Origin of the sequence: Streptomyces chryseus (assembly GCF_014650755.1) — a bacterium.
Lineage (GTDB): Bacteria > Actinomycetota > Actinomycetes > Streptomycetales > Streptomycetaceae > Streptomyces > Streptomyces chryseus.
The window spans coordinates 62877-88835 of sequence record NZ_BMVO01000003.1 but is presented as its reverse complement, the minus strand read 5'-3'; the positions used below and the strand labels follow the sequence as shown (position 1 = coordinate 88835).

General features: G+C 71.1%; 22 protein-coding genes, 1 pseudogene and 2 riboswitches. Of the genes and pseudogenes, 12 read left to right on the top strand and 11 right to left on the bottom strand.

The annotated features are described in order from the left end of the window. Positions 1 to 13 precede the first annotated feature (13 nt). From IE185_RS07075 to IE185_RS07045, 7 genes are all read right to left on the bottom strand, one after another. Complete coding sequence (locus IE185_RS07075) at positions 14 to 1114, bottom strand: ABC transporter ATP-binding protein (protein ID WP_138896753.1); 1101 nt, start codon at positions 1112 to 1114, stop codon at positions 14 to 16. A 38-nt stretch (positions 1115 to 1152) separates the two neighbouring features. Beyond that, positions 1153 to 2151 (bottom strand): ABC transporter permease, encoded by a 999-nt coding sequence (locus IE185_RS07070; RefSeq protein ID WP_138896754.1) that lies wholly within the window; start codon positions 2149 to 2151, stop codon positions 1153 to 1155. Positions 2152 to 2267: 116 nt separating this feature from the next. Further along, positions 2268 to 4043 (bottom strand): ABC transporter substrate-binding protein, encoded by a 1776-nt coding sequence (locus IE185_RS07065; protein WP_138896756.1) that lies wholly within the window; start codon positions 4041 to 4043, stop codon positions 2268 to 2270. Between the two features lie 112 nt (positions 4044 to 4155). Further along, on the bottom strand, positions 4156 to 5154 hold the full coding sequence (locus IE185_RS07060) for an ABC transporter permease (protein WP_138896755.1): 999 nt from the start codon (positions 5152 to 5154) through the stop codon (positions 4156 to 4158). A 380-nt stretch (positions 5155 to 5534) separates the two neighbouring features. Continuing rightward, positions 5535 to 6335 (bottom strand): enhanced serine sensitivity protein SseB C-terminal domain-containing protein, encoded by an 801-nt coding sequence (locus IE185_RS07055; protein WP_189714821.1) that lies wholly within the window; start codon positions 6333 to 6335, stop codon positions 5535 to 5537. Positions 6336 to 6424: 89 nt separating this feature from the next. Beyond that, positions 6425 to 7198: an enhanced serine sensitivity protein SseB gene (locus IE185_RS07050; RefSeq protein WP_229843386.1), complete on the bottom strand. Its 774-nt coding sequence runs from the start codon at positions 7196 to 7198 to the stop codon at positions 6425 to 6427. A gap of 56 nt (positions 7199 to 7254) precedes the next feature. Then, entirely contained in the window at positions 7255 to 7956 is a 702-nt protein-coding gene (locus IE185_RS07045) for an AAA family ATPase (protein WP_189714819.1), read from the bottom strand. Positions 7957 to 8105: 149 nt separating this feature from the next. After that, positions 8106 to 8203, top strand: a riboswitch (glycine riboswitch). Continuing rightward, positions 8204 to 8303: riboswitch (glycine riboswitch) on the top strand. It abuts the riboswitch before it with no gap. A gap of 35 nt (positions 8304 to 8338) precedes the next feature. Here IE185_RS07045 and gcvT point away from each other — a divergent pair. From gcvT to IE185_RS07025, 4 genes are all read left to right on the top strand, one after another. Further along, positions 8339 to 9454 (top strand): glycine cleavage system aminomethyltransferase GcvT, encoded by a 1116-nt coding sequence (gene gcvT / locus IE185_RS07040; RefSeq protein ID WP_138897840.1) that lies wholly within the window; start codon positions 8339 to 8341, stop codon positions 9452 to 9454. A 58-nt stretch (positions 9455 to 9512) separates the two neighbouring features. Next, positions 9513 to 9893, top strand: coding sequence for a glycine cleavage system protein GcvH (gene gcvH, locus IE185_RS07035; protein WP_138897841.1), 381 nt, complete (start codon positions 9513 to 9515; stop codon positions 9891 to 9893). A gap of 20 nt (positions 9894 to 9913) precedes the next feature. Continuing rightward, entirely contained in the window at positions 9914 to 11176 is a 1263-nt protein-coding gene (gene glyA / locus IE185_RS07030; protein ID WP_138897842.1) for a serine hydroxymethyltransferase, read from the top strand. 142 nt (positions 11177 to 11318) lie between these two features. After that, a complete protein-coding gene (locus IE185_RS07025; protein WP_138897843.1) occupies positions 11319 to 12686 on the top strand; it encodes an L-serine ammonia-lyase in 1368 nt (455 codons plus the stop codon). A gap of 83 nt (positions 12687 to 12769) precedes the next feature. On the opposite strand, the gene IE185_RS07020 is transcribed toward IE185_RS07025, so the two are convergent. Both IE185_RS07020 and IE185_RS07015 read right to left on the bottom strand, forming a co-directional pair. Then, on the bottom strand, positions 12770 to 13909 hold the full coding sequence (locus IE185_RS07020) for an agmatine deiminase family protein (RefSeq protein WP_138897844.1): 1140 nt from the start codon (positions 13907 to 13909) through the stop codon (positions 12770 to 12772). Positions 13910 to 13998: 89 nt separating this feature from the next. Beyond that, a complete protein-coding gene (locus tag IE185_RS07015) occupies positions 13999 to 15537 on the bottom strand; it encodes an APC family permease (RefSeq protein WP_189714817.1) in 1539 nt (512 codons plus the stop codon). A gap of 173 nt (positions 15538 to 15710) precedes the next feature. Here IE185_RS07015 and IE185_RS07010 point away from each other — a divergent pair, with 173 nt between their 5' ends. The 4 genes from IE185_RS07010 to IE185_RS06995 all read left to right on the top strand — a co-directional run bounded on the left by IE185_RS07010 (position 15711) and on the right by IE185_RS06995 (position 18931). Beyond that, complete coding sequence (locus tag IE185_RS07010; RefSeq protein ID WP_138896139.1) at positions 15711 to 16343, top strand: TetR/AcrR family transcriptional regulator; 633 nt, start codon at positions 15711 to 15713, stop codon at positions 16341 to 16343. 65 nt (positions 16344 to 16408) lie between these two features. Then, positions 16409 to 16879 carry a GNAT family N-acetyltransferase gene (locus IE185_RS07005; protein ID WP_138896140.1) on the top strand — a complete coding sequence of 157 codons (471 nt, stop codon included), beginning with the start codon at positions 16409 to 16411 and terminating at the stop codon, positions 16877 to 16879. A 100-nt stretch (positions 16880 to 16979) separates the two neighbouring features. Beyond that, positions 16980 to 17555, top strand: coding sequence for a TerD family protein (locus IE185_RS07000; protein ID WP_093798945.1), 576 nt, complete (start codon positions 16980 to 16982; stop codon positions 17553 to 17555). A gap of 161 nt (positions 17556 to 17716) precedes the next feature. Next, positions 17717 to 18931 (top strand): serine hydrolase domain-containing protein, encoded by a 1215-nt coding sequence (locus IE185_RS06995; protein ID WP_138896141.1) that lies wholly within the window; start codon positions 17717 to 17719, stop codon positions 18929 to 18931. Positions 18932 to 18973: 42 nt separating this feature from the next. Here the strand turns inward: IE185_RS06995 and IE185_RS06990 are convergent. Then, a pseudogene (locus IE185_RS06990) lies at positions 18974 to 20431 on the bottom strand (SulP family inorganic anion transporter); the annotation flags it as partial. A 172-nt stretch (positions 20432 to 20603) separates the two neighbouring features. Here IE185_RS06990 and IE185_RS06985 point away from each other — a divergent pair. Both IE185_RS06985 and IE185_RS06980 read left to right on the top strand, forming a co-directional pair. Next, the gene (locus IE185_RS06985; RefSeq protein WP_138896143.1) at positions 20604 to 22646 is read left to right on the top strand and encodes an NADPH-dependent 2,4-dienoyl-CoA reductase; all 2043 of its coding nucleotides are present in this window, start codon (positions 20604 to 20606) and stop codon (positions 22644 to 22646) included. Between the two features lie 26 nt (positions 22647 to 22672). Next, on the top strand, positions 22673 to 23257 hold the full coding sequence (locus tag IE185_RS06980) for a PadR family transcriptional regulator (protein ID WP_138896144.1): 585 nt from the start codon (positions 22673 to 22675) through the stop codon (positions 23255 to 23257). A gap of 30 nt (positions 23258 to 23287) precedes the next feature. On the opposite strand, the gene IE185_RS06975 is transcribed toward IE185_RS06980, so the two are convergent. After that, a complete protein-coding gene (locus tag IE185_RS06975) occupies positions 23288 to 23503 on the bottom strand; it encodes an EF-hand domain-containing protein (RefSeq protein WP_138896145.1) in 216 nt (71 codons plus the stop codon). Between the two features lie 121 nt (positions 23504 to 23624). On the opposite strand from IE185_RS06975, the gene IE185_RS06970 reads away from it, so the two are divergent. Together IE185_RS06970 and IE185_RS06965 are read left to right on the top strand one after the other, a co-directional pair. Next, positions 23625 to 24335 carry an N-acetyltransferase gene (locus IE185_RS06970; protein WP_229843385.1) on the top strand — a complete coding sequence of 237 codons (711 nt, stop codon included), beginning with the start codon at positions 23625 to 23627 and terminating at the stop codon, positions 24333 to 24335. Positions 24336 to 24760: 425 nt separating this feature from the next. Next, positions 24761 to 25930, top strand: coding sequence for a cytochrome P450 (locus tag IE185_RS06965; protein WP_138896146.1), 1170 nt, complete (start codon positions 24761 to 24763; stop codon positions 25928 to 25930). Positions 25931 to 25959 lie beyond the last annotated feature (29 nt).

Here is a 25959-nt window from a genome sequence, read left to right as displayed (position 1 = left end):
TCCTTCGTCTCGCTCACAGCTTCGGCGCAATCTCTTCGGTCCAGATCCGCGTCCGGTCCTCGGCCGCCATGTGGCAGGCGGAGAAGTGCCGTTCGGATTCCTTGCCGGGCAGCAGCTTGAGTTCCGGCCGCTCGGTACGGGTGATGCCGCCCTTGGGGACGTCCGCGTAGGGGCAGCGCGGGTGGAAGGCGCAGCCGCTCGGGATGTTGATCAGGCTGGGCGGGGAGCCCTTGACCGGGATGAGGCGGTCGGTCTGGTCACGGTCGATGCGCGGCATCGAGCCCAGCAGGCCCCAGGTGTACGGGTGCTGGGGCTCGTAGAAGACCTGCTCGGCGGGGCCGCGCTCGACGCACCGGCCGCCGTACATCACGAGGATGTCGTCGGCCAGCTCGGCGACGACGCCCAGGTCGTGCGTGATGACGATGACCGCCGAGCCGAACTCCTTCTGCAGGTCCCGGATCAGGTCGAGGATCTGCGCCTGGACGGTGACGTCCAGGGCGGTGGTCGGCTCGTCCGCGATCAGCAGCTCGGGGTTGTTGACGAGCGCCATCGCGATCATGGCGCGCTGGCGCATGCCGCCGGAGAACTCGTGCGGGTAGCCGTCGAAGCGCTTGTCGGGCTGCGGGATGCCGACCCGGTCGAGCATCTCGATCGCCCGCCGCTTGGCGGTCTTCTTGTCGACCTTGTTGTGGATGCGGTACGCCTCCACGATCTGGTGGCCGATCGTGTAGTACGGGTGCAGCGCGGACAGCGGGTCCTGGAAGATCATCGAGATCTCGCGGCCGCGCAGCTTGCGCACCTCGTCGGGGTCGGCGGACAGCAGGTCCGTGCCGTCCAGCCAGATCTCGCCGGAGATCCGGGCCTTGCGCCGGCCGTACTGGCCGACGGTGTGCAGGCCCATGATGCCGAGCGAGGTGACCGACTTGCCGGAGCCGGACTCGCCCACGATGCCGAGGGTCTTGCCCTTCTCCAGCTTGAAGGAGAGGCCGTCCACCGACTTGACGAGGCCGTCGTCGGTGGGGAAGTGCACCTTGAGGTCGCGTACGTCGAGGAAGGCGTCCGCCTGCGGGGAGCCGGCGCGTACGGGCTCCCCGACCGCGCCGGTCTTCGTCAAGGGGGCTCCGGGGGCCTCCCCCGGGACAGGCACAGTGGTCACGAGAGCCTCACTCGGGGGTCGATCACGGAGTACAGGATGTCCACGACGAGGTTCGCGAGCACCACGGCGGCGGCGGCGATGAGCGTGACACCCAGGATGAGCGGAAGGTCGAAGTCGCCGATCGCCTTGACCGCCGCCTGGCCGAGGCCCGGGAGGCTGAAGGCGGTCTCGGTGAGGATCGCGCCGCCGACCAGGGCGCCGAGGTCCATGCCGAGGATGGTGAGGATCGGCGTCATCGTCGAGCGCAGCGCGTGCTTCCCGACGACGACCGGTTCGCTCAGGCCCTTGGCGCGGGCGGTACGGATGTAGTCCTCGCCCAGGACCTCCAGCATGGTGGCGCGGGTGAGCCGGGCGTACATCGCGGCGTACAGGAAGGCGAGGGTCACCCACGGCAGCACCAGGCCGCTGAACCAGCCGAGCGGATCCGACGCGATGTCCACGTACTCGGCGTCGAACCAGCCGAGCTGGGTCCGGAAGATCGCCAGGGAGAGCAGCGCGGTGAAGTAGATCGGCAGCGACACACCGGCGAGGGCGATGGTCATGGCCGTACGGTCGATCGCCGTACCGCGCTTGAGGGCGGAGATGATGCCGGTGGTGACACCGACGACGACCCACAGCACGCACGCGCCGGCCGCCAGGGACAGCGTCACGGGGAGCCGCTCGGTGAGTACCGGCCAGATCTCCTGCTCCGTACGGAAGGAGTAGCCGAAGCACGGGGCGTCGCAGTGGAACGACGAGCCGCCGCCGGTGTAGTCGCGGCCGACGAAGATTCCGCTGATGAAGTTCCAGAACTGCACCAGGATCGGATCGCCGAGCCCGAGCTTCTCCCGGACGCCTTCGACCGCGCCTGGGTCCGCCTGCTTGCCGATGAACATCGCGGCGGGGTCGCTGCCGGTCAGTTTCGGGATGACGTAGAAGATGCCGAAGGTCACGAGAGTGACCACGAGCAGCATCACGACGACGGCGGTCAGCCGCCTGATGAGGTATGCGAGCACTACGGTCGGCCCGGCGGCGGCCCGGGGATCCGGTGGGGGATCCCCGGGCCGCCGCACGCGGCCATCACCTGCCCTTCGGGCTTAGCGGCGGGTGTGCCGGCGGAGCGAACGGACGGTCACTTGACGCCGAGGGAGGCGTAGTCGTAGCGGCCGTTGTAGGAGTCGGCCGTGTAGACGTTGGTCAGCCGCGAGCTGCGCCAGATCACGTTCTTCTCGAAGGTGAAGGGCAGGTAGACCGCGGCCTCGGAGACCTTCTCGTTGATCTGCTTGTAGAACTCGGCGGCCTTGTCCGGGTCCGTCTCGAGCAGCGCCTTGTCGAACAGGGCGTCGATCGACTTGTCCTTCATCATCGAGAAGTTGTTGTTGCCGCTGTCGAGGATGAAGCGGCTGTCGACCAGCGGCTGCGAGAAGCCCTGACCGGACGGGAAGTCAGCACCCCAGCCCATAATGATGATGCCGTAGTTCTTCTTCTCGACGTTCTTGGGAGCGCCGATGATGCCGGAGGTCTGCGCACCGTCGTACTGGTCGATCTGCACCTCGACGCCGATCTTGCGCAGCGACTCCTGCATCGACTCGGCGGTGGCGATCTCCTGCGGCTTGTTGTTGCGGACCGCGATGGTGGTCTTGAAGCCGTTCGGCTTGCCGCAGGCCTTGAGCTCCTCCTTGGCCTTGGCGACGTTGCCCTTGGTGTCCTTCAGGACGTTGTACGGGTCGTACTTCGGGTCGGAGCCCTTGATGCTCGGCGGCAGCATGTTGGTGGCGATGTCGCCGCCCGCCATCGGTCCGCCGCGCGCGGTCTGCAGCGACTTGTGGTCGGCGCCGTAGATGAGCGCCTTGCGGCAGTGGACGTTGTCGAGCGGCTTGACCGTCTGCGGGAACACCGCGTACCGGATGAAGCCGGTCTGCGGGTTGTCGACGTTGGCCTTGTGGTCGCGCAGCGCCTTGGTACGGCCGGCCGGGCTGATGCCGGTGGCGTTGATGTCGACGTCGAAGTCGCCCTCGATCAGGCGGTTGTCCATGTCGTCGGCGTTGGTGATGAGCTTGAGCGAGACCTTGTCCGGCAGCGCCTTGCGGACGGTGTCGGTGTCCTGCTTCCAGTTGGGGTTGCGGCTCAGCTCCATGCCCTTGTTGGGGGTGTAGGAGTCGATCTTGTACGGGCCGTTGGAGAAGGGCTTCAGGCCGTACTTCTCGACCGTGTCCTTGTCCTGGCGGACGGGCGTGGCGGCCGGCATGGCCAGCATCTGGAGGAAGTCGCCGTTGGGCTTCGGGAGCTTGAAGACAATGGTCTTGTCGTCCGGCGTCTCGATGGCCTTCAGGCCGAGCTTGTCGGCCGACTTGTCCTTGTACGGGCCCTTGTACTCCTTCTTCGGGTCCAGGACCTGCTGCAGGTAGATCGGACCGCCGGAGATCTTGTCCTGCGCCCAGATGCGCTCGATGCCGTACTTGATGTCCTTGGAGGTGACGGGCTTGCCGTCCTCCCAGGCCACGCCGTCCTTCAGCGTGAAGGTGTACGTCTTCTTGTCCGCGGAGACCTTGCCCGTGTCGGTCGCCATGTCGGCGACGAGCTCGGTGGACTCGGTGCCGGCGGCCGGCTTGAAGGTGATCAGCTGGCGCGTGTAGTAGCGCGCGAAGTCCCACATGAAGCCGTAGTAACCGCGCTGCGGGTCCCAGGAGTCGGCATCCTGCGTACCGATGAACTTGATCGTGCCGCCCTTCTTGTCCGAGGCGTTCGCGATCTTGCCGACGGCCGCGTTGAAGCCAGGGGCCTTGCCCTTGCCCTCGGTCTCGTCCTTGCCGCCGCCACCGCAGGCCGCGGTTCCGACGAGCGCGGCGACGACGAGCGCCGCGCTTGCGGCGAGCCGTCGCCTGGAAGAACTGTTGGCTGTCACGATCAGCAACCTCCGTAAGAGTGCCGGTCCGTTGCGGAACCGGCGGTTTGGGTGGCCTCCTGACACATCGGCAGGGGCGGCGCGGTGGGAACGTGCGGTGGTACGGGACGAACGGTCAGCGGGAGCCCTTCGGGTCCAGCGCGTCACGCACGCCGTCGCCGAAGAGGTTGAAGGCCAGAACCGTGACGAAGATGGCCACGCCGGGCGCGATCATGAACATCGGGTCCGCCTCGTAGTACTCCTTGGCCTTGGAGAGCATCTGCCCCCAGGAGGCGGTGGGCGGCTTGACTCCGGCGCCCAGGAAGCTGAGGGCGGCCTCGCTGAGGACGTTGGTCGGGATCATCAGCGTCGTGTAGACGGTGATCGGGGCGACCAGGTTCGGCAGGAGCTCCTTGAAGAGGATGTACGCGCGGCCCGCGCCGAGGCTGCGCGCCGCCTCGACGTACTCGCGTTCCCTGAGGGAGAGCGTCTGGCCGCGGACGATCCGGCCCACGTACGGCCATCCGAAGAAGCCGATCACGACGATCAGGGCGCCGATGCGCACACCCGAACCGCTGAACCCCCAGAGGGAGTTGGGCAGGACCGAGACCAGCGCGATGATGAAGAGCAGCTGCGGGAAGGCCAGCAGTACGTCCATCACCCGGCTGATCGCCGCGTCGACCCAGCCGCCGAAGTATCCGGCGATGATCCCGAAGACCGTGCCGAGGGCGACGGCGAAGAGGGCCGCGAGGAAGGCGACCAGCAGCGAGATCCGGGCGCCGTAGACGAGGCGGCTGAACACGTCGCGGCCGTTGACCGGTTCGACTCCCAGCAGGAAGTCGGAGCTCATGCCGCCCCAGCTGCCGATCGGCGTACCGAACAGCGGGTCGATCTTGTCCTCGTGGAAGTCGTTCGGCGGGTGGCCGAGCGCGCTGACGATCAAGGGCGCGAACACCGCGACCAGGATCAGGAACAACACGACGACGCCGCCGGCCAGCGCGACCTTGTCGCGCTTCAGACGCACCCATGCGATCTTCCAGGGCGAGCGGCCTTCGATGGCTTTCGCCGGAACATCGGCCGCTACGTCAACGGCGGCGGTCTCTGCCGCGCTCGTGTCGTGCAGTGGTGCCGTCATCGTGGTGGGGACCCCTCTCGGCTCGGCCGACGGGTGGTCGGCCCGCGCCTGCCGCTGTGGCGGCTTGTTCGCATCGCAGGTGCAAGTGGTGCGGAAACGTGCAGAAGGTGCTCGGACAAACACAGTTGACACGGGGAAGGCGGGTCGTACACAGGACCGACGTTCCTTGTTGCGGGAGTCTTCAATGAGCGCGCGATCACCCGCCAGCCCTGGCGGGCAATGGATGCGCAACCGTGATGTGGCCTGTGGCCTTCCGTTATCCGGACGCCGCGATCTGCTGAGCGGATCAGAAGCGGCCCAATGCACCAGACCGGACATGCCGCCCAACGGCCCTCATGGGCCGTCGAATTGGGCTATGTACGCCGTATGGCGAGGTCGCCTCAGTAGGCGCGCGGCGCCGGGTAGCCGTAGCCGCCCTGCGGGGCGGAGGTGGGGGCGGCGGGCGCGTGGGCCTCGCGGTCGTAGAACGGGCGGGCGTTCGCGCGCAGCCACATGGACACGGGGTCGTACTCGTCGGACATCGCGACGGTGGACACGGGCAGCCCTTCGGGGACCACGCCGATCGACTGCTGCATCATGGCGCGCACGGCGTCGACGGACTGCTGGCTCGTGTCGTACAGATCGAGTCCGACGGCCAGGTACGGCGCGCCGAGCGCCGGCTGCACCCAGGCGCGGCGCAGCGCGCGGACGGCGGGGGTCCGGTGGGCGTTCTGCGTGAGCAGGGCGTAGAACTGGGGGATCTCGACGGCCGGTTCGGACAGCCGCAGCGGTCCGGCGGGCATCCGGTCGAGACCGGTCGCGATACGCCGCAGGTCCAGCCAGGGGATGCCGACGCCGCCGCCGTGGGCGTGCGGGTTGAGCCAGATCCCCCAGCGGTCGGGGAAGAGCGCCCGCGCGACGTCGTGGGCGGACACCACTTCGTACGCCCGGCTCCAGCCGCTCGCGGCCAGCTCCTGCGCGGAGGTGACGCACGGCGCGTAGCCGAGGCCGTCGACGTCCATGTTTCCGTACTGGGCGTCGGGGGACCCCGCCTGGCCGTGCCAGAGCAGCATCCACAGCTTGCCGCCCGCCGGGTCGGCGAGGGCGCGCAGGAGTGCCTCGTACGCGTCGTAGCGCCCGGGTGTCACCTGGCGCAGCATGTGCTCGACCTGCCCGGCCGCCGCAGTGCCTGACGCGCTCACCCTGGGTCCCGCCCCTCTTCGATCCACCGTGTCGGTTGTCGGTCAAGCTTAAGCGGCAGCACCGGCGCTGAGCACGGGTCGGGCACGAGTCAGGCGCGCGTGTAGAACGGCCGCACCTTTTCGAGCATCCAGCCGGCGACCGGGTCCCGCGTCACGTCGAGCAGGATCAGGTTGACCTCCCAGGGCACCTGGACGCGTCCGAGGGCCCGGCCGAGGGCGTCCATCGGTGCGTTGGGGTCGGCGCCCTCCGCGTTCGACAGCTGTACGCCGACGAACAGGCTCGGGGGTGCGCCCTCGACGCTCGCGAGGGCGCGGCGGGCGCTCACGACCACTCCGCTCTCCTGGAACTCCCCGGCGGCGGCCGCGAGGAAGTCGACCGGCTCCTCCTGCCAGTCCGGCTCGAAGAGCCGGACCCTGCCCCCACTGGCCGGTCCGTCCAGCGGCGTACGGCCGGCCCGGCAGAGCTCGGCGACGGCGGCCGGCGGCAGCGGCACGCCGACCGCGCCGTCCGGGTTCACCGCGATGCCGAGCTGCGGCGGCAGGCCGCGGGCGAACTCCCGGGCGGGCGCGACGGTGAAGGACATGTGGGGCCCGGTGCAGTGGCGCAGCTGCTCCTCGGAGCTGTAGACGGGGACGTACGCCTCGCCGTTGATCTGCACCGTGGGCAGGTCGAGGTTCGGGGAGTCGGGCCCGCCGCCGTTCGGCAGCGGCACCCAGACCTGGCTGCGCCCGAGCGCCTCGACGATGCGGCCGCCCGCGGCGGGGTGGCCGAGCGAGGCGCCCAGTACCTCTTCGAGCTCGTTGCCGGGCCAGCCGCTGCCGCCGTGCGGCGGAACGGATATGGGGAAGTCGGGGTAGTCCACGGGACGACTTTAACGCGGTGCGCGGGGTGTCCTGCGGGGCTGTCCGCCATCCGTCCCTAGGGGCCCGCCGGGGCCGGGGCCGGAAAGTCGATCACCTTGAGCGCACCCGCCGCGTCCCGGTCCAGCAGCACCGCCGACGCGCAGCCCACCGGCAGCCGCCCCGCCTCCGCGTCCCGCACCAGCCGGCCCACCGCCCGCCGGTGCCGGGCGAAGGCGTAACCGGAGACCCCGCGGCCGCGCTCCTGCTGGCCGGCCCGCGCCACGTCCGCCGTCACGTCGAGCAGCACCAGGTGCAGCGCGACGCCCCGGCGCCGGGCGTCGCGCGCCAGCCAGCGCCGCACCCAGGTCTGCGTACCGCAGTCGTGCACCACGACCCCGTCGCCCGAGCGCAGGGCGCGCCACAGGCCCGCGTAGTGCGCCACGCGCACCAGCGGCCGGTACAGGGCGTACGGCAGCAGGCGGGGCATCGCCGCCTCCCAGCGCTCGCGCACGTCCTGCGAGTCGATCCGGTGCGCCACCGCGCTCGCCGTACGCCGGATCAGGGTGCTCTTGCCGCTGCCCGGCAGGCCGGACACGACCACCGTGTCACCGGTCGCGAAGGCGAGGGTGCGCGGGCCGCGTCCCGCGCGCTCGCGCAGATCACGCACCACGGGCACGGGCCGGGCGGCCGTCCTGACCGGCACGGCCTGTTGTGCGGGCACCGCGCGGTGCGCGGCCCCCGCCGTCGTCGCGTACACACCGGGCTGCTGCAACGTCATCGTCTTCCCCCTGTCGGGTGTCCCCCACCCTTCCCCACAAAGTGTAAAGAAAAGGTAATGCGCCACAAGTCCATTTCGGGATCCGCCCAGGTGCTGTCGGGGCGGCGCCCACGTGCAATGATGTGCGCGCCAACTGCATACCGGCCGCTTGAATCCGCGCGGGAGAGTCCGAAGCACTCTGTGCCCAGGACGCCGAAGGAGCAAGTTCCTCCCTTGAATCTCTCAGGCCCCGTACCGCGCGGGCGAGGCAGATCTGAAAAGCGGGCCGCTTCGTCGCGGCTCCACCCAAGGTGCAAGCCGGGACTCTCCCGGTGAACCTCTCAGGTTCCGATGACAGATGGGGAGGATTGTCCTCGCCTGTCATGCCCTGGGAGCCCCACACATGAGCAATGTCCCCCGTCACACCGCCCTCGACGCCACTCATCGTGCGCTGGGCGCGACCATGACCGACTTCGCGGGCTGGGACATGCCGCTGCGGTACGCCAGCGAGCGCGACGAGCACAACGCCGTACGCACCCGGGCGGGCCTCTTCGACCTCTCCCACATGGGCGAGATCACCGTCACCGGCCCGCAGGCCGTGGACGCCCTCGATTACGCCCTCGTCGGCAACATCGGCACCATCGGGCTCGGCCGCGCCCGCTACACGATGATCTGCCAGGAGGACGGCGGGATCGTCGACGACCTGATCGTCTACCGCCTGGGCGAGACCGAGTACATGGTCGTCGCCAACGCCGGCAACGCGCAGATCGTCCTCGACGCCATCACCGAGCGCGCCGCCGGCTTCGACGCCGTCGTACGGGACGACCGTGACGCGTACGCCCTGATCGCCGTCCAGGGCCCCGAGTCCCCCGGCATCCTGAAGTCCGTCACCGACGCCGACCTGGACGGGCTGAAGTACTACGCCGGCCTGCCCGGCACCGTCGCCGGCGTCCCGGCGCTGATCGCCCGTACCGGGTACACCGGCGAGGACGGCTTCGAGCTGTTCGTCGCGCCGGCCGACGCCGAGAAGCTGTGGCAGGCACTGACCGAGGCGGGCAAGGACGCCGGGCTCGTACCGGCCGGCCTCTCCTGCCGCGACACCCTGCGCCTCGAAGCCGGCATGCCGCTGTACGGGCACGAGCTGACCACCGCCCTGACGCCGTTCGACGCGGGTCTTGGCCGGGTCGTGAAGTTCGAGAAGGAGGGCGACTTCGTCGGCCGCGCCGCGCTGGAGGCCGCCGCCGAGCGCGCCGAGAGCGCCCCGCCGCGCAAGCTCGTCGGCCTGATCGCCGAGGGCCGCCGCGTCCCGCGCGCCGGTTTCCCCGTCGTCGCGGGCGGCGAGGTGATCGGCGGGGTCACCTCCGGCGCCCCCTCCCCGACGCTGGGCCGGCCGATCGCCATGGCGTACGTCGACGCGGCGCACGCCGCCCCCGGCGCCTCCGGTGTCGGCGTCGACATTCGCGGTACGCATGAGCCGTACGAGGTCGTCGCGCTGCCGTTCTACAAGCGTCAGAAGTGACCCCCCGCACAACCTCCCCGTTCACCAGCACTCCCCCGCGTACAGGAGAATTCAGGTCATGAGCAACCCCCAGCAGCTGCGGTACAGCAAGGAGCACGAGTGGCTGTCGACCGCCGAGGACGGCGTCGCGACGGTCGGCATCACGGAGTTCGCGGCCAACGCGCTCGGTGACGTCGTCTACGCCCAGCTCCCGGCGGTCGGCGACACGGTGAGCGCGGGCGAGTCCTGCGGCGAGCTGGAGTCGACCAAGTCGGTCAGCGACCTGTACTCCCCGGTCTCCGGCGAGATCGTCGAGTCCAACCAGGACGTCGTGGACGACCCGTCGCTGGTGAACTCCGCCCCCTTCGAGGGCGGCTGGCTCTTCAAGGTGCGCGTCGCGGAGGAGCCGGCCGACCTGCTCTCCGCCGACGAGTACGACGCCTTCTCCTCCGGCAACTAAGACCCTCGAACGGGACCGTGATGACGCTTCTCAACACTCCCCTGCACGAGCTCGACCCGGACGTCGCCGCCGCCGTCGACGCCGAGCTGCTCCGCCAGCAGTCCACCCTCGAGATGATCGCCTCGGAGAACTTCGCTCCGGTCGCCGTCATGGAGGCCCAGGGCTCCGTACTGACCAACAAGTACGCCGAGGGCTACCCGGGCCGCCGGTACTACGGCGGCTGCGAGCACGTCGACGTGGTCGAGCAGATCGCCATCGACCGCATCAAGGCGCTCTTCGGCGCCGAGCACGCGAACGTGCAGCCCCACTCGGGCGCCCAGGCCAACGCCGCCGCGATGTTCGCGCTGCTCAAGCCCGGCGACACCATCATGGGTCTGAACCTGGCCCACGGCGGTCACCTGACCCACGGCATGAAGATCAACTTCTCCGGCAAGCTCTACAACGTGGTCGCGTACCACGTGGACGACGCCACCGGCGAGGTCGACATGGCCGAGGTCGAGCGCCTCGCCAAGGAGTCCAAGCCGAAGCTGATCGTGGCCGGCTGGTCGGCGTACCCGCGTCAGCTGGACTTCGCCGCCTTCCGCCGCATCGCGGACGAGGTCGGCGCGTACCTCATGGTCGACATGGCGCACTTCGCCGGTCTGGTCGCCGCGGGTCTGCACCCCAACCCGGTGCCGCACGCCCACGTCGTCACCACGACCACGCACAAGACCCTCGGCGGCCCGCGCGGCGGAGTGATCCTCTCCACCGCCGAACTCGCCAAGAAGATCAACTCGGCGGTCTTCCCCGGTCAGCAGGGCGGCCCGCTGGAGCACGTCATCGCCGCGAAGGCCGTCTCCTTCAAGGTCGCCGCGAGCGAGGAGTTCAAGGAGCGCCAGCAGCGCACCCTGGACGGCGCCCGCATCCTGGCCGAGCGCCTGGTACGGGCGGACGTCACCGAGCACGGCGTGTCCGTCCTCACCGGCGGCACGGACGTCCACCTGGTCCTGGTCGACCTGCGGAACTCCGAGCTCGACGGCCAGCAGGCCGAGGACCGCCTGCACGGTCTGGGCATCACGGTCAACCGCAACGCCATCCCGAACGACCCGCGCCCCCCGATGGTCACCTCGGGTCTGCGGATCGGTACGCCGGCCCTGGCCACGCGCGGTTTCCAGGCCGAGGACTTCGCCGAGGTGGCGGACATCATCGCCGAGGCGCTGAAGCCGTCGTACGACGCCGGGGCCCTTTCGGCCCGGGTGACGGCACTGGCCGGCAAGCACCCGCTTTACCCTGGTCTGAAGTAGTTACGTACGACACAGACTGAACACCGGGGCACCGCGCACACTGAACAGTGAGTGCGGTGCCCCGCACCGTGTCGCCCCGCCTTGATCATCTGCACCACCCCGGCAGACAACGGCGTCTTCCCCACCCCTTAGGAGTTCCCCCGTGGCCATCTCGGTCTTCGACCTGTTCTCGATCGGCATCGGCCCGTCCAGCTCCCACACGGTCGGCCCTATGCGCGCCGCCCGCCTGTTCGTGGGACGCCTGAAGAACGACGGTCTGCTGGCCCACACCGCGTCCGTACGGGCCGAGCTGTTCGGTTCGCTCGGCGCCACCGGGCACGGCCACGGCACCCCCAAGGCCGTGCTGCTCGGCCTGGCGGGCAACTCCCCGCGCACCGTGGACGTCGAGACCGCCGACGAGGAGTTCGAGCGGATCAAGGCGGCCAAGCGCATCAGCCTGCTCGGCGCGCACGAGATCGGCTTCGACTTCGACGAGGACCTGGTCCTGCACCGCCGCAAGGCCCTGCCGTACCACGCCAACGGCATGACCCTGTGGGCGTACGACGCCGAGGGCGCCCCGCTGCTGGAGAAGACGTACTACTCGGTGGGCGGCGGCTTCGTCGTGGACGAGGACGCGGTCGGCGAGGACCGGATCAAGCTCGACGACACCGTACTGAAGTACCCCTTCCGCACCGGTGACGAGCTGCTGCGCATGGCCAAGGAGACCGGCCTGTCGATCTCCGCCCTGATGCTGGAGAACGAGAAGGCCTGGCGCACGGAGCCCGAGATCCGCGAGGGGCTGTTGGAGATCTGGCGGGCCATGCAGGACTGCGTCGCGCGCGGCATGTCCCAAGAGGGCATCCTGCCGGGCGGCCTGAAGGTCCGCCGCCGCGCCGCGAACACCGCCCGCAAGCTGCGCTCCGAGGGCGACCCGCTGGCGCTCGCGATGGAGTGGATCACGCTCTACGCGATGGCGGTCAACGAGGAGAACGCCGCGGGCGGCCGCGTCGTCACCGCCCCGACGAACGGCGCCGCCGGCATCATCCCGGCCGTCCTGCACTACTACATGAACTTCGTGCCCGGCGCGGACGAGGAGGGCGTGGTCCGCTTCCTGCTCTCCGCGGGCGCGATCGGCATGCTCTTCAAGGAGAACGCCTCCATCTCCGGTGCCGAGGTCGGCTGCCAGGGCGAGGTCGGCTCGGCCTGTTCGATGGCGGCCGGCGCGCTCGCCGAGGTCCTCGGCGGCACCCCCGAGCAGGTCGAGAACGCGGCCGAGATCGGCATGGAGCACAACCTGGGCCTGACCTGCGACCCGGTCGGCGGACTGGTCCAGATCCCGTGCATCGAGCGCAACGGCATGGCGGCGGTCAAGGCCGTCACCGCGGCGCGGATGGCGATGCGCGGCGACGGCAGCCACAAGGTCTCCCTCGACAAGGTCATCAAGACCATGAAGGAGACCGGCGCGGACATGTCGGTGAAGTACAAGGAGACCGCGCGCGGCGGTCTGGCCGTCAACATCATCGAGTGCTGACCGCGCACGGACCCCAGCGCTGACGGCCCCGGGCCGGGCGGCCCCGCCGGAGCGGCGGGAGGCCGCCCGGCCCGGGGCCGTGTTCAGCCCGCGTGGGGGACGTGCTGGGTGACGCAGTGGACCCCGCCGCCGCCGAAGGCGAGCGTGCGCGCCGGGGCGGCGACCACTTCGCGTCCCGGGAACAGCGTGCGGAACTGGGCGAGCGCCAGGGTGTCGGCGGGTTCGCCGGCGACCGGGACGACCACGCTGCCGGACGTCTCGTAGTAGTTGGTGTAACTGAACGTCTCCACCAGCCGCCCGCCGTGCCGGAACTGGGGCTGGTGGTGCAGTTCCACCAGCTGGAAGCGTCGGCCGCGGGCGTCGGTGGCTCCCCGGAGCACCGAGGCGTTGGCCGCCGTCCGGGCGTGGTTGGGGTGGCTCGCGTCGGGCTGGACGTGCACGAGGAGCCTGGCCGGGCCGAGGTAGGCGGCGACCAGATCGACGTGGCCGTTGGTGACGTCGTCGTGGTGGAGACCGTACGGGAGCCAGATGACCTTGGTGGCGCCGTACGCGGCCAGCAGAGTCGCCTCGATCTGGGCGCGGGTCATGCCGGGGTTGCGGTTGGGGTGCAGCAGGCACTCCTCCGTGGTGATCAGGGTGCCCTGGCCGTCGGCGATGACGGCCCCGCCCTCCAGGATCATGGCCACGTCCGTGCGCGGGACCCCGAGGTACTGGCAGACGCCGACCGGCAGGAAGTCGTCCTTGTCGTACGGGAACTTCCCGCCCCAGCCGTTGAAGCCGAAGTCGAGCCCGGTCTTCTTCGTCCGGGTCGCGTTCAGGGCGAAGACCGGCCCGGTGTCGCGGGTCCAGCAGTCGTTGACGGGGTACTCGACGACGGTGACCGTGCCGCCGCACTGACGGCGCGCTTCCGCCGCCTGGCCGGGTTCCGCGACCATGGTGACCGGTTCGAACCGGGCGATGTGACGGGCGATGCCCGCGATCTCGGCCTGCACGTCGGGCAGCAGTCCGCCCCAGCCGATCGTCCGGTCCCACGGCCACGCCATGACGCAGCCGGAGTGCGGCTCCCATTCGGCGGGCGCGGTGTACTGCTCCTCCGTCCGCGGGGCGGCCGGTGCGGCGACGGCGCGGCCGCCGATCGCGCTGGCCGCCGCCGTGGCGGCCAGGGTGGTCAGCGCGGCCGCGCCGAACCCTCGCCTGGACATGCGGGGCGGGTTCACGTTCATGGCAACTCTCCTCGTGGAACAGCTCGTGGATCGGATGGGACAGGGGGGCTGGGAGGGGCTCGGAGGGGGCAGCGGGGCGGGGCGCCGGTTCAGGAGGGCTCGGGTGCGAGCTCCGCGGCACGCTCCGGGTCCGGCTCCGCGGCGGTCCGCTCGGCGGCGCGGAGCTTGTCCTGCGGGCGCCGGACGAGCAGGTACACGAGGCCGGCGGTGATGACGACGCCGGTGCCCAGCAGTCCGGCCCACACCTGGTACCAGGGGGCGCCGGGCGGGGCGAGGACCGCGCGGGGCCAGCAGACGTTGGCCACCTCGAAGGCGGTCCACAGCACCGCGAGCACGTTGAGAAAGGTGCCCCCGCGCCCCAGGCGGATGTGGCCGGACGGCACCCACGTGCCGCGCAGCCGGGCGACGAGCGCGGCCAGCGAGACCAGGAAGAAGGGCAGGAACGTGGCCGCCGTGCCGAAGGCGATCAGACTGCCGATCGCCGTGGCGTCCAGGCCCAGCAGCAGGGCGGAGCTGCTGACCACGGTGGAGGCGATCAGGCCGCCGATCGGGGCCTGGCGCCGGTTGACCTTCCGTACGTACCGGGAGAACGGGAAGACGCCGTCGCGGGCCAGGGAGTACACCCCGCGGGCGGCGCCGCCCTGGGACGCCATGGCGCAGGCGAGGAAGCCGATCAGTACGACGCACACGAAGGGCTTGTCGGACCAGGAGCCGAACGACGAGATCACGGCGGTGGTCACGGGGTCGAGGTCCTTCCCCGCCACCACAGCCGCCGGGTCGGGGTGGGCGAGGGCGACCGCCATGGCGTTGAGGATCACGACGACGCCGACGCTGAGCAGCGCCCACCACATGGCGCGCGGCACCTGGCGCCCGGCGTCCTTGGTCTCCTCGGCCGTCGAAACGCAGGCGTCGAAGCCGATGAAGCCCCAGCCGGCGACGGCGAGTACGGCGAGGAAGGCCATGGCGGTGGAGCCGCCGGACAGCTCCTCGGCCCCGAGCGTCGCGGTGAACAGCGCGAAGCCGTGCTCGCGGAAGAACAGCAGCAGGGCGAAGCCGACGAGCACCGAGGCGACCGCCTCGGCGGCGATGCCCAGCGTCACGAACCAGCTCAGGATCCTGATGCCGAAGGCGTTGACCAGCATGCAGGCCAGCAGGATGCCGGCGGCGACCGCCACCATCGTCCCGGGCGTGGGCGTGACCCCGACGAGGGCAAAGACCCAGGGCGCGGCGAGGTAGGCCACGGTGGTGTTGCCGAACATCACGGCGAACTGCCACACCCAGCCGCTCAGCCAGCCGAAGGACGGCCCGAGGAGCCGCCGTCCCCACTGGTACGGGCCGCCGGTCAGCGGCCACTGGGACGCCAGCTCGGAGTAGACGTTGACCACCAGGCACTGGCCGAGCAGGACGACCGGCAGCGCCCACACCCAGGCGGGTCCGGCGATCGTCGTGGCGACCATGGACACCGCGTACAGCGCGACCACCGGCGAGACCACGGCGAAGCCCATGGAGATGTTCCCCAGGATGCCGAGGCTGCGCCGCAGCTCCTGCTGGTATCCGAGGTCGTTGAGCCGGGCGGCGTCGGTGTCCTGCGGGGCGGGGGCCGGGCCGGGGGAAGGGGGTTGAGACATCGGGGCACCTCACAGGGCATCGGCAGGCAGAGGGTACGGCCGGCATCGCACGCTGCCGACCTAAATCTAACCTTGTTAGGTTTACGGGCTGCGGGGACGGTAACGCGCCCCTGTCCGCTTGTGAAGCCCCTGCTGACGGGTAACCTGACCGCCGATGGAGGGGGAGCGCCACCATGGCCCGACCGAGCCGGCCGCTGCTGAGCCGCGCGATCATCGCGCGTGCCGCGCTGGAGCTGATCGACGAGGAAGGGCCGCAGGCGCTGAAGATGCGGTCGCTCGCCGAGCGCCTCGGCGTGCGCGGCGCCTCGCTCTACCACCACGTCGCCTCCAAGGACGACCTCCTGGACGCCGCCTCCGAGCTCATCAACGAGGAGATCGACCTCCGCCCGCTCCAGGACCCGCGCTGGCGCGAAGGTCTCGCCGAGTACGCCCGCGGCTACCGCCGCGTCTACCTGCGCTACCCGAACGTGATCGCCCTGGTCGCCCGCCGCCGGGTCGAGGCCGAGCAGGCCCTGCGGGGGTACGACGCCCTGCTCGCGGCGCTGGTACGGGCGGGCTGCACCCCGGACCGGGCGGCCGAGGCGGCAGCCGCCCTCGACTACCTGGTCCTCGGCTCCGCCCTGGAGACCTTCGCGGCGGGCTTCACCCGCGCGCCGGACGGCTACCGCCCCGCCCATCCGGCGCTCGCCGACTCCCTCGAGTCGTCGGACGCGCGCCCGGGAGGCCTGGCCGCCCTGGACGACCGCGGTTTCGAGACGGGCCTGCGCCTCCTCCTCGACGGCCTCGCGGCCCAGCTCGCGCCGTAGCCCCCGGCCCGAGGCGCGGCGGAGGCCGTATCCCCCGCAGGCATGCGGTGAGTAATACTCTCCATATGGCATCACGCATTACCCGCATCCGGCGGGCCACCGCGCGGGACGCGAAGCGGCTCACCCGGCTCGTGCGGAGCTCGCGCGCATACGAGGGCCCGTACGCCTCGATGGTCGCCGGATACCGGGTGGGACCTGACTACATCGAGGCGCACCGGGTCTTCGTGGCGGTCGACGCCGCGGACGACCGGCCTCTGGGCTTCTACTCCCTCGTGCTGGAGCCGCCGGAGCTCGACCTGATGTTCGTCGCCGACTCGGCGCAGGGACTCGGCATCGGCCGGCTGCTCGTGGCGCACCTGCGGGAGCAGGCGCGCGAGGCGGGGATCACCGGCGTGCGCGTGGTCGCGCACCCGCCCGCCGAGGGGTTCTACCTCAGCGTGGGCGGCGAGCGGACCGGTACCGAGCGCGCCAACCCGCCCGCCGTGATGTGGGACCGGCCGGAACTCGTTCTCCCGGTCGGCCATTCGGAGGACTGACGGCAACGGGCGGGAACTGAGCGGGGCGCGCAAGCGTTGGCGGGTTGGGCAAAGAGATCGTCAAAGGGCGCGGCCCGCGCCGGATTGAGCAGGGATCTTCATGGGTGTCAGTCTCTCCAAGGGCGGCAACGTCTCGCTCTCCAAGGAGGCCCCCGGCCTGACCGCTGTCACGGTGGGCCTGGGCTGGGACGTACGCAGCACGACCGGGACCGACTTCGACCTCGATGCCAGCGCCCTGCTGCTCGATGTCAACAACAAGGTCGTGTCCGACCAGCACTTCGTCTTCTTCAACAACCTCAAGAGCCCCGACGGCTCCGTCGAGCACACCGGTGACAACCTCACCGGTGAGGGCGAGGGCGACGACGAGCAGATCAAGGTGAGCCTCTCGACGGTGCCCGCCGAGGTCGACAAGATCGTCTTCCCGGTCTCGATCCACGAGGGCGAGAGCCGCGGCCAGAGCTTCGGCCAGGTCCGCAACGCCTTCATCCGGGTCGTCAACCAGGCGGACAACAACGAGCTCGCGCGGTACGACCTCTCCGAGGACGCCTCGACCGAGACCGCCATGGTCTTCGGCGAGCTGTACCGCAACGGCGCGGAGTGGAAGTTCCGCGCCGTCGGCCAGGGCTACGCCTCGGGTCTGCGCGGTATCGCGACGGACTTCGGCGTCAACATCTGACGAGCCGCCGCAGGGCTGTCCGGGCCGGCGCGCCCGGCCGGGACAGCCCGGTTCGCCCTGCGCGGCCCCGCCGCGCCGGCTCGGCGTGTGCGCCGCCTTCCCGCCAGGCCGACCAGTCGGTACGTTCCTCAGTACGTCGACGACCGCGACCGGAGGGCCCGATGAGCCAGCCCACGCCCCAGCCCGCGCACCAGCCTGATCCGCACACCACGCCCCAGCCCGCGCCGCGGATCCACGGCCACTGCGACGACCGGTTCGCCGCCGTGCGCGACGCGTTCGAGCAGAACTTCAGGGAGCGCGGCGAGCTGGGCGCGGCCGTCACCGTCCTGGCCGGCGGCGAGACCGTGGTCGACCTGTGGGGCGGCTGGGCCGACGCCGCCCGCAGCCGGCCGTGGGAGCGGGACACCGTGGTCAACGTCTGGTCGACGACCAAGGGCCCGACGGCGCTCTGCGCCCATCTGCTGGCCGACCGGGGGCTGCTGGACCTCGACGCCCCGGTGGCGTCGTACTGGCCGGAGTTCGCGGCCGCCGGCAAGGAGGCCGTTGCCGTACGCCACCTCCTGTCGCACCGGGCCGGGCTCGCGGGTCTGCGCGAGCCGCACACCTTCGCCGAGCTCTACGACTGGGAGCTGACGTGCGCGCGCCTGGCGGCGACCGAGCCGTGGTGGGAGCCGGGCACCCGCTCCGGCTACCACGCGATCACGTACGGCTTCCTCGTCGGCGAGGTGGTCCGACGCGTCACGGGCCTGCTCCCCGGCGCGTTCCTGCGCCAGGAGGTCACCGGGCCGCTCGCAATCGACTTCACCGTGGGACTGCCGGAGCGGGAGGCCGGGCGGGCCGCCGAGCTCGTGCACCCCCGGGCCGAGCCCACCAGCGAACAGGCGGCGCTCTTCGCCGCCCTGGAACCGGTCGCGCTCGCGGCCCTGCTCAACCCCGGCCCCGGCGCGGCCCAGGCCAACACCCCCGAGTGGCGGGCCGCCGAGATCCCGGCCGCCAACGGTCACGGCACGGCCCGCGCGGTGGCCGCCCTGTACGGGATCTACGCCACCGGCGGCCGCGCGGGCGAGCACCGCGTGCTCTCCCCCGAGGCCGCCGAGCGGGCCCGTGAGGGCCAGGGCAGCTGCCGGGACCTGGTGCTCGGCACGGGGTTCGGGCACGACACGGAGATCGGGCTCGGCCTGTGGCTGAGCGGCCCGCGCGGCTCGTACGGGCCGAACCCGCGGGCGTTCGGCCACGACGGCTTCGGCGGTTCGTGCGGTCTCGCGGACCCCGAGGCGGGTCTCGGCATGGGGTACGTGATGAACCGGATGGGTCCGAACATCGCCGACGACCCGCGCAAGATGGCGCTGGTGGAAGCGGTCTACAGCGCTCTGTGAGCAGCGTGGACGCTGATCGGTGACCGCCGTCGGTGACGGCAGTCAGTGACCGCCGCCGAGCTCACCGCTGAGAGCGCCGTGCATCCGGGCGCTGTACCGGTTCAGGCCGACGATCTCCACGGTCCGGCCCCGGTGCTCGTACTTCGTGGTGACGGCGTCGAGCGCGGCGACGGACGAGGCGTCCCAGATGTGCGCGGCCGCCAGGTCGATGACGACGTGCGGCGGGCCGCCGCGGCCGCAGTCGAACTGCTCGACCAGTTCATTGGACGAGGCGAAGAACAGCTCACCGGTGACGGTGTAGACGACCCGCCCGCCGTCCTCGTCGGCGACCGCCGTGACGTCGACCAGGTGCGCGACCCGCTTGGCGAAGATGACCATCGCGGTGACGGAACCGACGACCACTCCGACGGCGAGGTTGTGCGACACCACCACGCACAGCACGGTGACGGCCATGACGACGGTCTCGCCCAGCGGCATCCGCCGGAGCGTCTTCGGCGCGACGGAGTGCCAGTCGAAGGTGGCCGCCGAGACCAGGATCATCACCGCGACCAGGGCCGCCATCGGGATGTCCGAGACGACCGGCCCGAAGACGATGCACAGCACGAGCAGCAGGACGCCGGCGAGGAACGTCGACAGCCGGGTGCGGGCCCCCGACGCCTTGACGTTGATCATGGTCTGGCCGATCATCGCGCAGCCGCCCATGCCCCCGAGGAACCCGGTGACGATGTTGGCGACGCCCTGGCCGATCGACTCGCGGGTCTTGCTGGAGTGCGTGTCGGTGATGTCGTCGACGAGCTTGGCCGTCATCAGCGACTCCATGAGGCCCACCAGTGCCATCGCCAGCGCGTACGGAGCGACGATCTTCAGCGTCTCCGGTGTGAAGGGCACGTCCGGAAGCCCGGGGACCGGCAGGGAGGACGGCAGGTCGCCCTTGTCCCCCACGTCCGGTACGGCGATCCCGGCGGCCAGCGTCACCGTCGTCAGGATGACGATGGAGACCAGCGGAGCCGGCACCGCCCTGGTGATCCTCGGGAACAGGACCATCAGCACGAGGCCCGTGACCACCAGCGGATACACCGCCCACGGCACGCCGGTGAGTTCCGGGACCTGCGCCATGAAGACCAGGATGGCGAGCGAGTTGACGAAGCCGACCATCACCGAGCGGGGAACGAACCGCATCAGTCGGGCCACGCCGAGCGCGCCCAGGACGATCTGGAAGACGCCCGCGAGGATGACGCAGGCGATCAGGTACCCGAGGCCGTGTTCCCGGTTGAGCGGGGCGATGACCAGCGCCACCGCGCCGGTGGCGGCCGAGATCATCGCCGGCCGCCCGCCGACGAACGCGATGGTGACGGCCATGGTGACGGAGGCGAAGAGACCGACGCTCGGATCGACCCCGGCGATGACGGAGAACGAGATCGCCTCGGGGATCAGCGCCAGCGCGACCACCAGGCCGGCCAGGAACTCGGTGCGGAAGACCTTGGGCGAGAGCCAGGCCGGCGGGACATCGCAAGGGTGGGCAAGAGGAACCTGAGCCTGTTGTACGCGGAGGGGGGACCGGCACTGTGGGCCGGCCGGTCAACTGTACGAGCCCCGGGTGTCGTCCAACTAACACGGCATTCTTTATGCAACTTGTTGCACAAGGCGCCCCGGGTCGACTACACATTGCGGCATGAGTCCGACGACTGCGTACCCGCACCTGCTCAGCCCCCTCGACCTGGGCTTCACGACCCTCCCCAACCGCGTGCTGATGGGTTCCATGCACGTCGGACTCGAAGAGGCCGAGCGCGGCTTCGAGCGGATGGCCGAGTTCTACGCGACCCGCGCCCGGGGCGGCGTCGGTCTCATGGTCACCGGCGGCATCGCCCCCAACGACCGCGGCCGTCCCTACCCCGGCGGCGCCAAGCTGACCAACGCCGAGGAGGCCGCGCAGCACCGACAGGTCACCGACGCCGTACACCGCGAGGGCGGCCGGATCTGCATGCAGATCCTGCACTTCGGGCGGTACGCCTACCACCCCGACCTCGTGGCGCCCAGCGCTATTCAGGCCCCCATCAGCCCGTACACCCCGAACGCGCTGACCGACGCCGAGGTCGAGGAGACCGTCGAGGACTTCGTCCGCGCGGCGGACCTGGCCAAGTCGGCGGGGTACGACGGCGTGGAGATCATGGGGTCCGAGGGCTACCTGATCAACGAGTTCATCGCCGCCCACACCAACCACCGCGACGACCGGTGGGGCGGCTCGTACGAGAACCGCATGCGCTTCCCCGTCGAGATCGTCCGCCGGGTGCGCGAGCGCGTGGGCCCGGACTTCATCCTCATCTACCGGCTCTCGATGCTCGACCTGGTCCCCGGCGGCTCCTCGCTCGACGAGGTCATCACGCTCGCCCGGGCGATCGAGGCGGCCGGCGCGACGATCATCAACACGGGCATCGGCTGGCACGAGGCCCGCATCCCCACCATCGCGACATCCGTGCCGCGCGGCGCGTACGCCTGGGTGACCAAGCGCGTCATGGGCTCGGTGACCATCCCGCTGGTGACGACCAACCGCATCAACACCCCCGAACTGGCCGAGGAACTGCTCGCCGAAGGCTGCGCGGACCTGGTCTCGCTCGCCCGTCCCTTCCTCGCCGACCCCGACTTCGTCGCCAAGGCCGAGGCCGGCCGCGCCGACTCCATCAACACCTGCATCGGCTGCAACCAGGCCTGCCTCGACCACACCTTCAGCGGGCTCATCACCTCCTGCCTGGTCAACCCGCGCGCCTGCCACGAGACCGAGCTGGTCCTCTCCCCCACCCGCCGCGGCAAGCGCGTCGCCGTCGTCGGCGCCGGACCCGCCGGGCTCGCCTGCGCGGTGACGGCGGCCGAGCGCGGCCACAGTGTGACGCTGTACGACGCCTCCGACGTGATCGGCGGCCAGCTCAACATCGCGCGCAAGGTGCCGGGCAAGGAGGAGTTCAACGAGACGCTGCGGTACTTCCGCAACCAGCTCGACGAGCACGGCGTCGAGCTGCGTCTGGGCACCCCCGCCACCGCCGAGTCCCTCACCGCCGCCGGCTACGACGAGATCGTGCTGGCCACCGGCGTCACCCCGCGTATCCCGCAGATCGAGGGCATCGACCACCCGAGCGTCATCAGCTACCTCGACCTCCTGCGCGACGAGGCGAAGGCGGGCGACCGCGTCGCGGTCATCGGAGCGGGCGGCATCGGCTTCGACGTGGCCGAGTTCCTCACGGACACGTCCACGGGCGCCGACGACGCGGCGAGCCTCAGCCCCGAGGTCTTCTTCGCCCAGTGGGGCGTCGACATGGAGTACGGCGCGCGCGGCGGCCTGCGGACCCCGGTCCGCGCCCCCCAGACCCGCACCGTCCACCTGATCCAGCGCAAGGCCACCAAGGTCGGCGCCGGACTCGGCAAGACCACCGGCTGGATCCACCGCACCGAGCTCAAGCACCGCGGCGTCACGATGGTCGCGGGCGCGGCGTACGACCGCATCGACGACGAGGGACTGCACGTCACGGTCGACGGCGAGCAGCGGCTGATCCCCGTCGACACGGTGGTGCTGTGCACCGGGCAGGAGCCGCGCCGCGAGCTGTACGACACTCTGCTCGCCGCCGGGCTGCCCGTGCACCTCATCGGCGGCGCGGATGTCGCGGCCGAACTGGACGCCAAGCGCGCGATCCGGCAGGGAACGGAACTCGCGGCCGCCCTGTGAGGCCCGGCCCTCCTTAGGATGCGTTCATGTCCCTCCCGTACGCCATCCTCACCGCACTGCTCGAAAAGCCGTCGTCCGGGCTGGAGCTGACCCGCAGGTTCGACAAGTCCATCGGGTACTTCTGGTCCGCGACGCACCAGCAGATCTACCGCGAGCTGGGAAAGCTGGAGGAGTCCGGGGCGATCCGGGCGCTGCCGGGGCCGCGGCAGCCGACGCGCGGGCAGAAGAAGGAGTACGAGGTCCTGCCGGCGGGGCGCGACGAACTGGCCGCCTGGGTGGCGAGGATCGAGGACCCCAAGCCCATCCGTGACGCCCTCCTGCTGCGCCTGCGCGCGGCGGGAGTGGTGGGAACGGAGGGGCTGGAGGCGGAGGTACGGCGCCATCTGGCCCTGCACCGGGCACAGTTGGCGGAGTACCGGGCGATCGAGGAACGGGACTTCGGCGAGGGCGGCAAGAGCGAGGTCGACCGGCTGCGGCACCTCGTCCTGCGGGCCGGCATCGACCTGGAGCGGTTCTGGATCGGCTGGCTGGAGACGGCGCGGGCGGAGCTCGCGGACCTGGGCGCCGGTGCGGCGGCGGATGCGCGTACGGGCCCGGCGGCCACGGCCTGAGCCGCGGTCGCCGGGCCCGTACGGCCGGCGTCAGCCCTTGTTCTGGGACGCCCAGAACTCGTCGAAGGTGAGCTTGCCGTCACCGTCGCCGTCGTGGGAGTTGATCACGGCCTGAGCCACCGTCTCGGTGACATAGGGGTCACCGAGCTGCGCCATGACGCTCTTGTACTCGACCGCCGAGATCGTCCCGTCCCCGTTGAGGTCGTACCGCTCGAACGCCTTGCGCGCCGCCTCGATGTCCGCCACTGGACCCACCCCTTCTGGTGCTGATCAGAACCCGCACAGATTATCGGTCCGGCCGCCGGACACGGCAGGCGCCCGGGGACCCGCCCGCGGGGGCCCGCCCCGGCGGTGCTTGGATCTCGGCATGAGCGACCTGACCGATCCGGCCGGCCCGACCGGCGCGAGCGACCCGACCGGCGCGACCGGATCCACCGACAGCGGCGCGCTGGCACGGATCCTGGCCGCGGCGGCGCGCGGCGAGTTCCCCCCGGCGGACGGCTCGACCACCGTCGTCCCGCAGCCGAACGCCCGGGACGCGGGCGTCCTCGCCTTCACCGCGCACTCGGTGGTCTTCACGGACGAGGACCCGGACTGGGTACGGTCCACCCTGGCCGCCACCCGGTGCGATCCGCTGGCCGCTTCGATGAACCCGGCCTTCCTCATGCCCCTGATGCGGCGCGCGGGCCGCAGGATGAACGACACCATCGACCTGCTGACGTACGCCGACGCCCTGCCGGGCGCCCCGGAGATCGAGCTGCGCGCCCTCGACGACCCGGAGCACCCGAGGGTGGCCCGGGCCATGCGGTTCCGGCACGAGGTCCGGGTCTGGGCGGCGGACGGCGGCGTACTGATCCTCGGCCGGGGGGTCGCCGGCCGCTGGGAGGCGGCGATCGAGGTCGACGAGCCGGCACGCGGCCGGGGCCTGGGGCGGCGGCTCGCGCGGGCGGCCCGCCATCTGACGCCGGGCCCGGTGGTCTGGGCGCAGCAGCCGCCGGGCAACGCCCGCAGCGTACGCACCTTCCAGGGGGCGGGGTACCGGCCGGTGGGCTCGGAAGCGCTGATGGTGGCCCCCTAGTACTTCACGACAGAACTTCTCCCGCGTGGGAACAGCGTGTTTCCCGCCCCGGAGTGCCCAGTTCCGGCCAATACCGGAGGCCACTTCGTCACTCTCCGCCGCCGGGCGATAACTTCATGGCGTCGCCGCCACACCAGGAGCACAGGGCTCCCCGGGACTAGCGGCGCCGAGGGCGTTCTTTCAGTGGACTTCACGACTGACGCATTCACGAGCGACTTCCGTGCCCGGCGCATCCGCCGAACCCCCGAGCACTGCGCCCGCCTCGCCGCCAAGAGGCTCAGAGCGGTCCGCCGGCGCGTTCTGGCCGGGGTGGAGACGGCCGGACCACCGGGCCCGCCGGCGCGGGTGCCGGGCCGCCTCCGCGCATCCTCCGCACACGCCGTGTACGAGCTGCCGCACGATGCCTACGGAAAGGACCGCGGACGATGAGCGACAGGCTGCTTGATTTCCCGCTCTCGCGGCGGGGCGACGTGGTTCCCGAAGAGGGCTCCTGGCTTCGCGGGCAGCAGCCGGTGGCCCGCGTGCGCACCCTGAGCGGTGACATGGCCTGGCTGGTCACCAGCTGTCCACTGGCCAGGAAGGTGCTGGAGGACGAGCGGTTCGCCCTCGGGGGCACGGCCGCCCCGGGGCCGTACGCGCACACGGTCGCCCCCCGGGCCGGCGGCGACGCGGGCGCCGGACTGCGCGGGGCGGTGATGAAGGCGCTCAACCCGCGCACCGGCAAGGGAATGCACGGCTGGCTGCGCATCACGGCCGACCGGCTCATCGACGACCTGATGGCCTGGGGGCCGCCGGTGGACCTGCGGGCGGGATTCGCCGACCCCTTCTCGGCGGCCCTGCACTGCAAGATCCTCGGGGTGCCGTTCGAGGACTGGCCGCGCCTCATGGCGAGCCTGGACGTCGCCTTCATGACCAGCGCGCAGCCCTTCGAGGGCTCCCAGCTCAACTGGTACAAGGACGTCGGCTACATGGTGGAGCGGCTGAACGCTCCCGCGTCCGAGCGCTCGGGGCTGCTGGGTGAGCTGGCCGCGCTGCGGGAGGACCCGCGGTCCTCGCATCTGACGGACGAGATGCTCGCCACCGTCGCCGCCTCGCTGTTCGGCGCCGGCGCCGTGTCCACGTCGGCGTTCCTGGCGCGCGCGATGCTCGCGCTCCTGCGACGGCCGCAGTTGACCGCGTACCTGAAAGACCGTCCGGACCGGATGGCCCGCGCCGTCGACGAACTGCTGCGCGGGAACCTGTCGGTCGGCGACGGGCCGACCCGCCTCGCGCTCGCCGACGTCCACCTCGGTGACGTGCTCGTACGCAAGGGGGAGCTGGTCCTGGTCCTCGTCGAGGGCGCCACCTTCGACGCCGAGGTCTTCGAGCACCCCGAGATCCTGCACCTGAACCGGGCGTACAACCCGCACCTCGCCTTCGGCGGCGGCCGGCACCTCTGCCCGGCGTCGGCGCTGGGCCGCGCGCACGCCCGGACCGCGCTGACGGCGCTGCTGGAACGGATGCCGCGGCTGGGGCTCGCGGTGCCGGAGGAGCGACTGGTGTGGCGCACGGGGCTCATCAAGCGGTTGCCGGAGCGATTGCCGGTGCTCTGGTAGGAAGCCGGGCGGGGCTCCGGGCGGAGCCG

What these genes read in the sequence shown, in the direction of transcription:
- IE185_RS06980 (WP_138896144.1), top strand. Translation starts at nt 22,673, where the DNA reads ATGTCCCTCCCGTACGCCATCCTCACCGCACTGCTCGAAAAGCCGTCG.
- glyA (WP_138897842.1), top strand. Translation starts at nt 9,914, where the DNA reads ATGACGCTTCTCAACACTCCCCTGCACGAGCTCGACCCGGACGTCGCC.
- IE185_RS07010 (WP_138896139.1), top strand. Translation starts at nt 15,711, where the DNA reads ATGGCCCGACCGAGCCGGCCGCTGCTGAGCCGCGCGATCATCGCGCGT.
- IE185_RS07000 (WP_093798945.1), top strand. Translation starts at nt 16,980, where the DNA reads ATGGGTGTCAGTCTCTCCAAGGGCGGCAACGTCTCGCTCTCCAAGGAG.
- IE185_RS07045 (WP_189714819.1), bottom strand. Translation starts at nt 7,956, where the DNA reads ATGACGTTGCAGCAGCCCGGTGTGTACGCGACGACGGCGGGGGCCGCG.
- IE185_RS07015 (WP_189714817.1), bottom strand. Translation starts at nt 15,537, where the DNA reads ATGTCTCAACCCCCTTCCCCCGGCCCGGCCCCCGCCCCGCAGGACACC.
- IE185_RS06995 (WP_138896141.1), top strand. Translation starts at nt 17,717, where the DNA reads ATGAGCCAGCCCACGCCCCAGCCCGCGCACCAGCCTGATCCGCACACC.
- IE185_RS06970 (WP_229843385.1), top strand. Translation starts at nt 23,625, where the DNA reads ATGAGCGACCTGACCGATCCGGCCGGCCCGACCGGCGCGAGCGACCCG.
- IE185_RS07005 (WP_138896140.1), top strand. Translation starts at nt 16,409, where the DNA reads ATGGCATCACGCATTACCCGCATCCGGCGGGCCACCGCGCGGGACGCG.
- gcvT (WP_138897840.1), top strand. Translation starts at nt 8,339, where the DNA reads ATGAGCAATGTCCCCCGTCACACCGCCCTCGACGCCACTCATCGTGCG.
- IE185_RS07020 (WP_138897844.1), bottom strand. Translation starts at nt 13,909, where the DNA reads ATGAACGTGAACCCGCCCCGCATGTCCAGGCGAGGGTTCGGCGCGGCC.
- gcvH (WP_138897841.1), top strand. Translation starts at nt 9,513, where the DNA reads ATGAGCAACCCCCAGCAGCTGCGGTACAGCAAGGAGCACGAGTGGCTG.
- IE185_RS06965 (WP_138896146.1), top strand. Translation starts at nt 24,761, where the DNA reads ATGAGCGACAGGCTGCTTGATTTCCCGCTCTCGCGGCGGGGCGACGTG.
- IE185_RS07060 (WP_138896755.1), bottom strand. Translation starts at nt 5,154, where the DNA reads ATGACGGCACCACTGCACGACACGAGCGCGGCAGAGACCGCCGCCGTT.
- IE185_RS06985 (WP_138896143.1), top strand. Translation starts at nt 20,604, where the DNA reads ATGAGTCCGACGACTGCGTACCCGCACCTGCTCAGCCCCCTCGACCTG.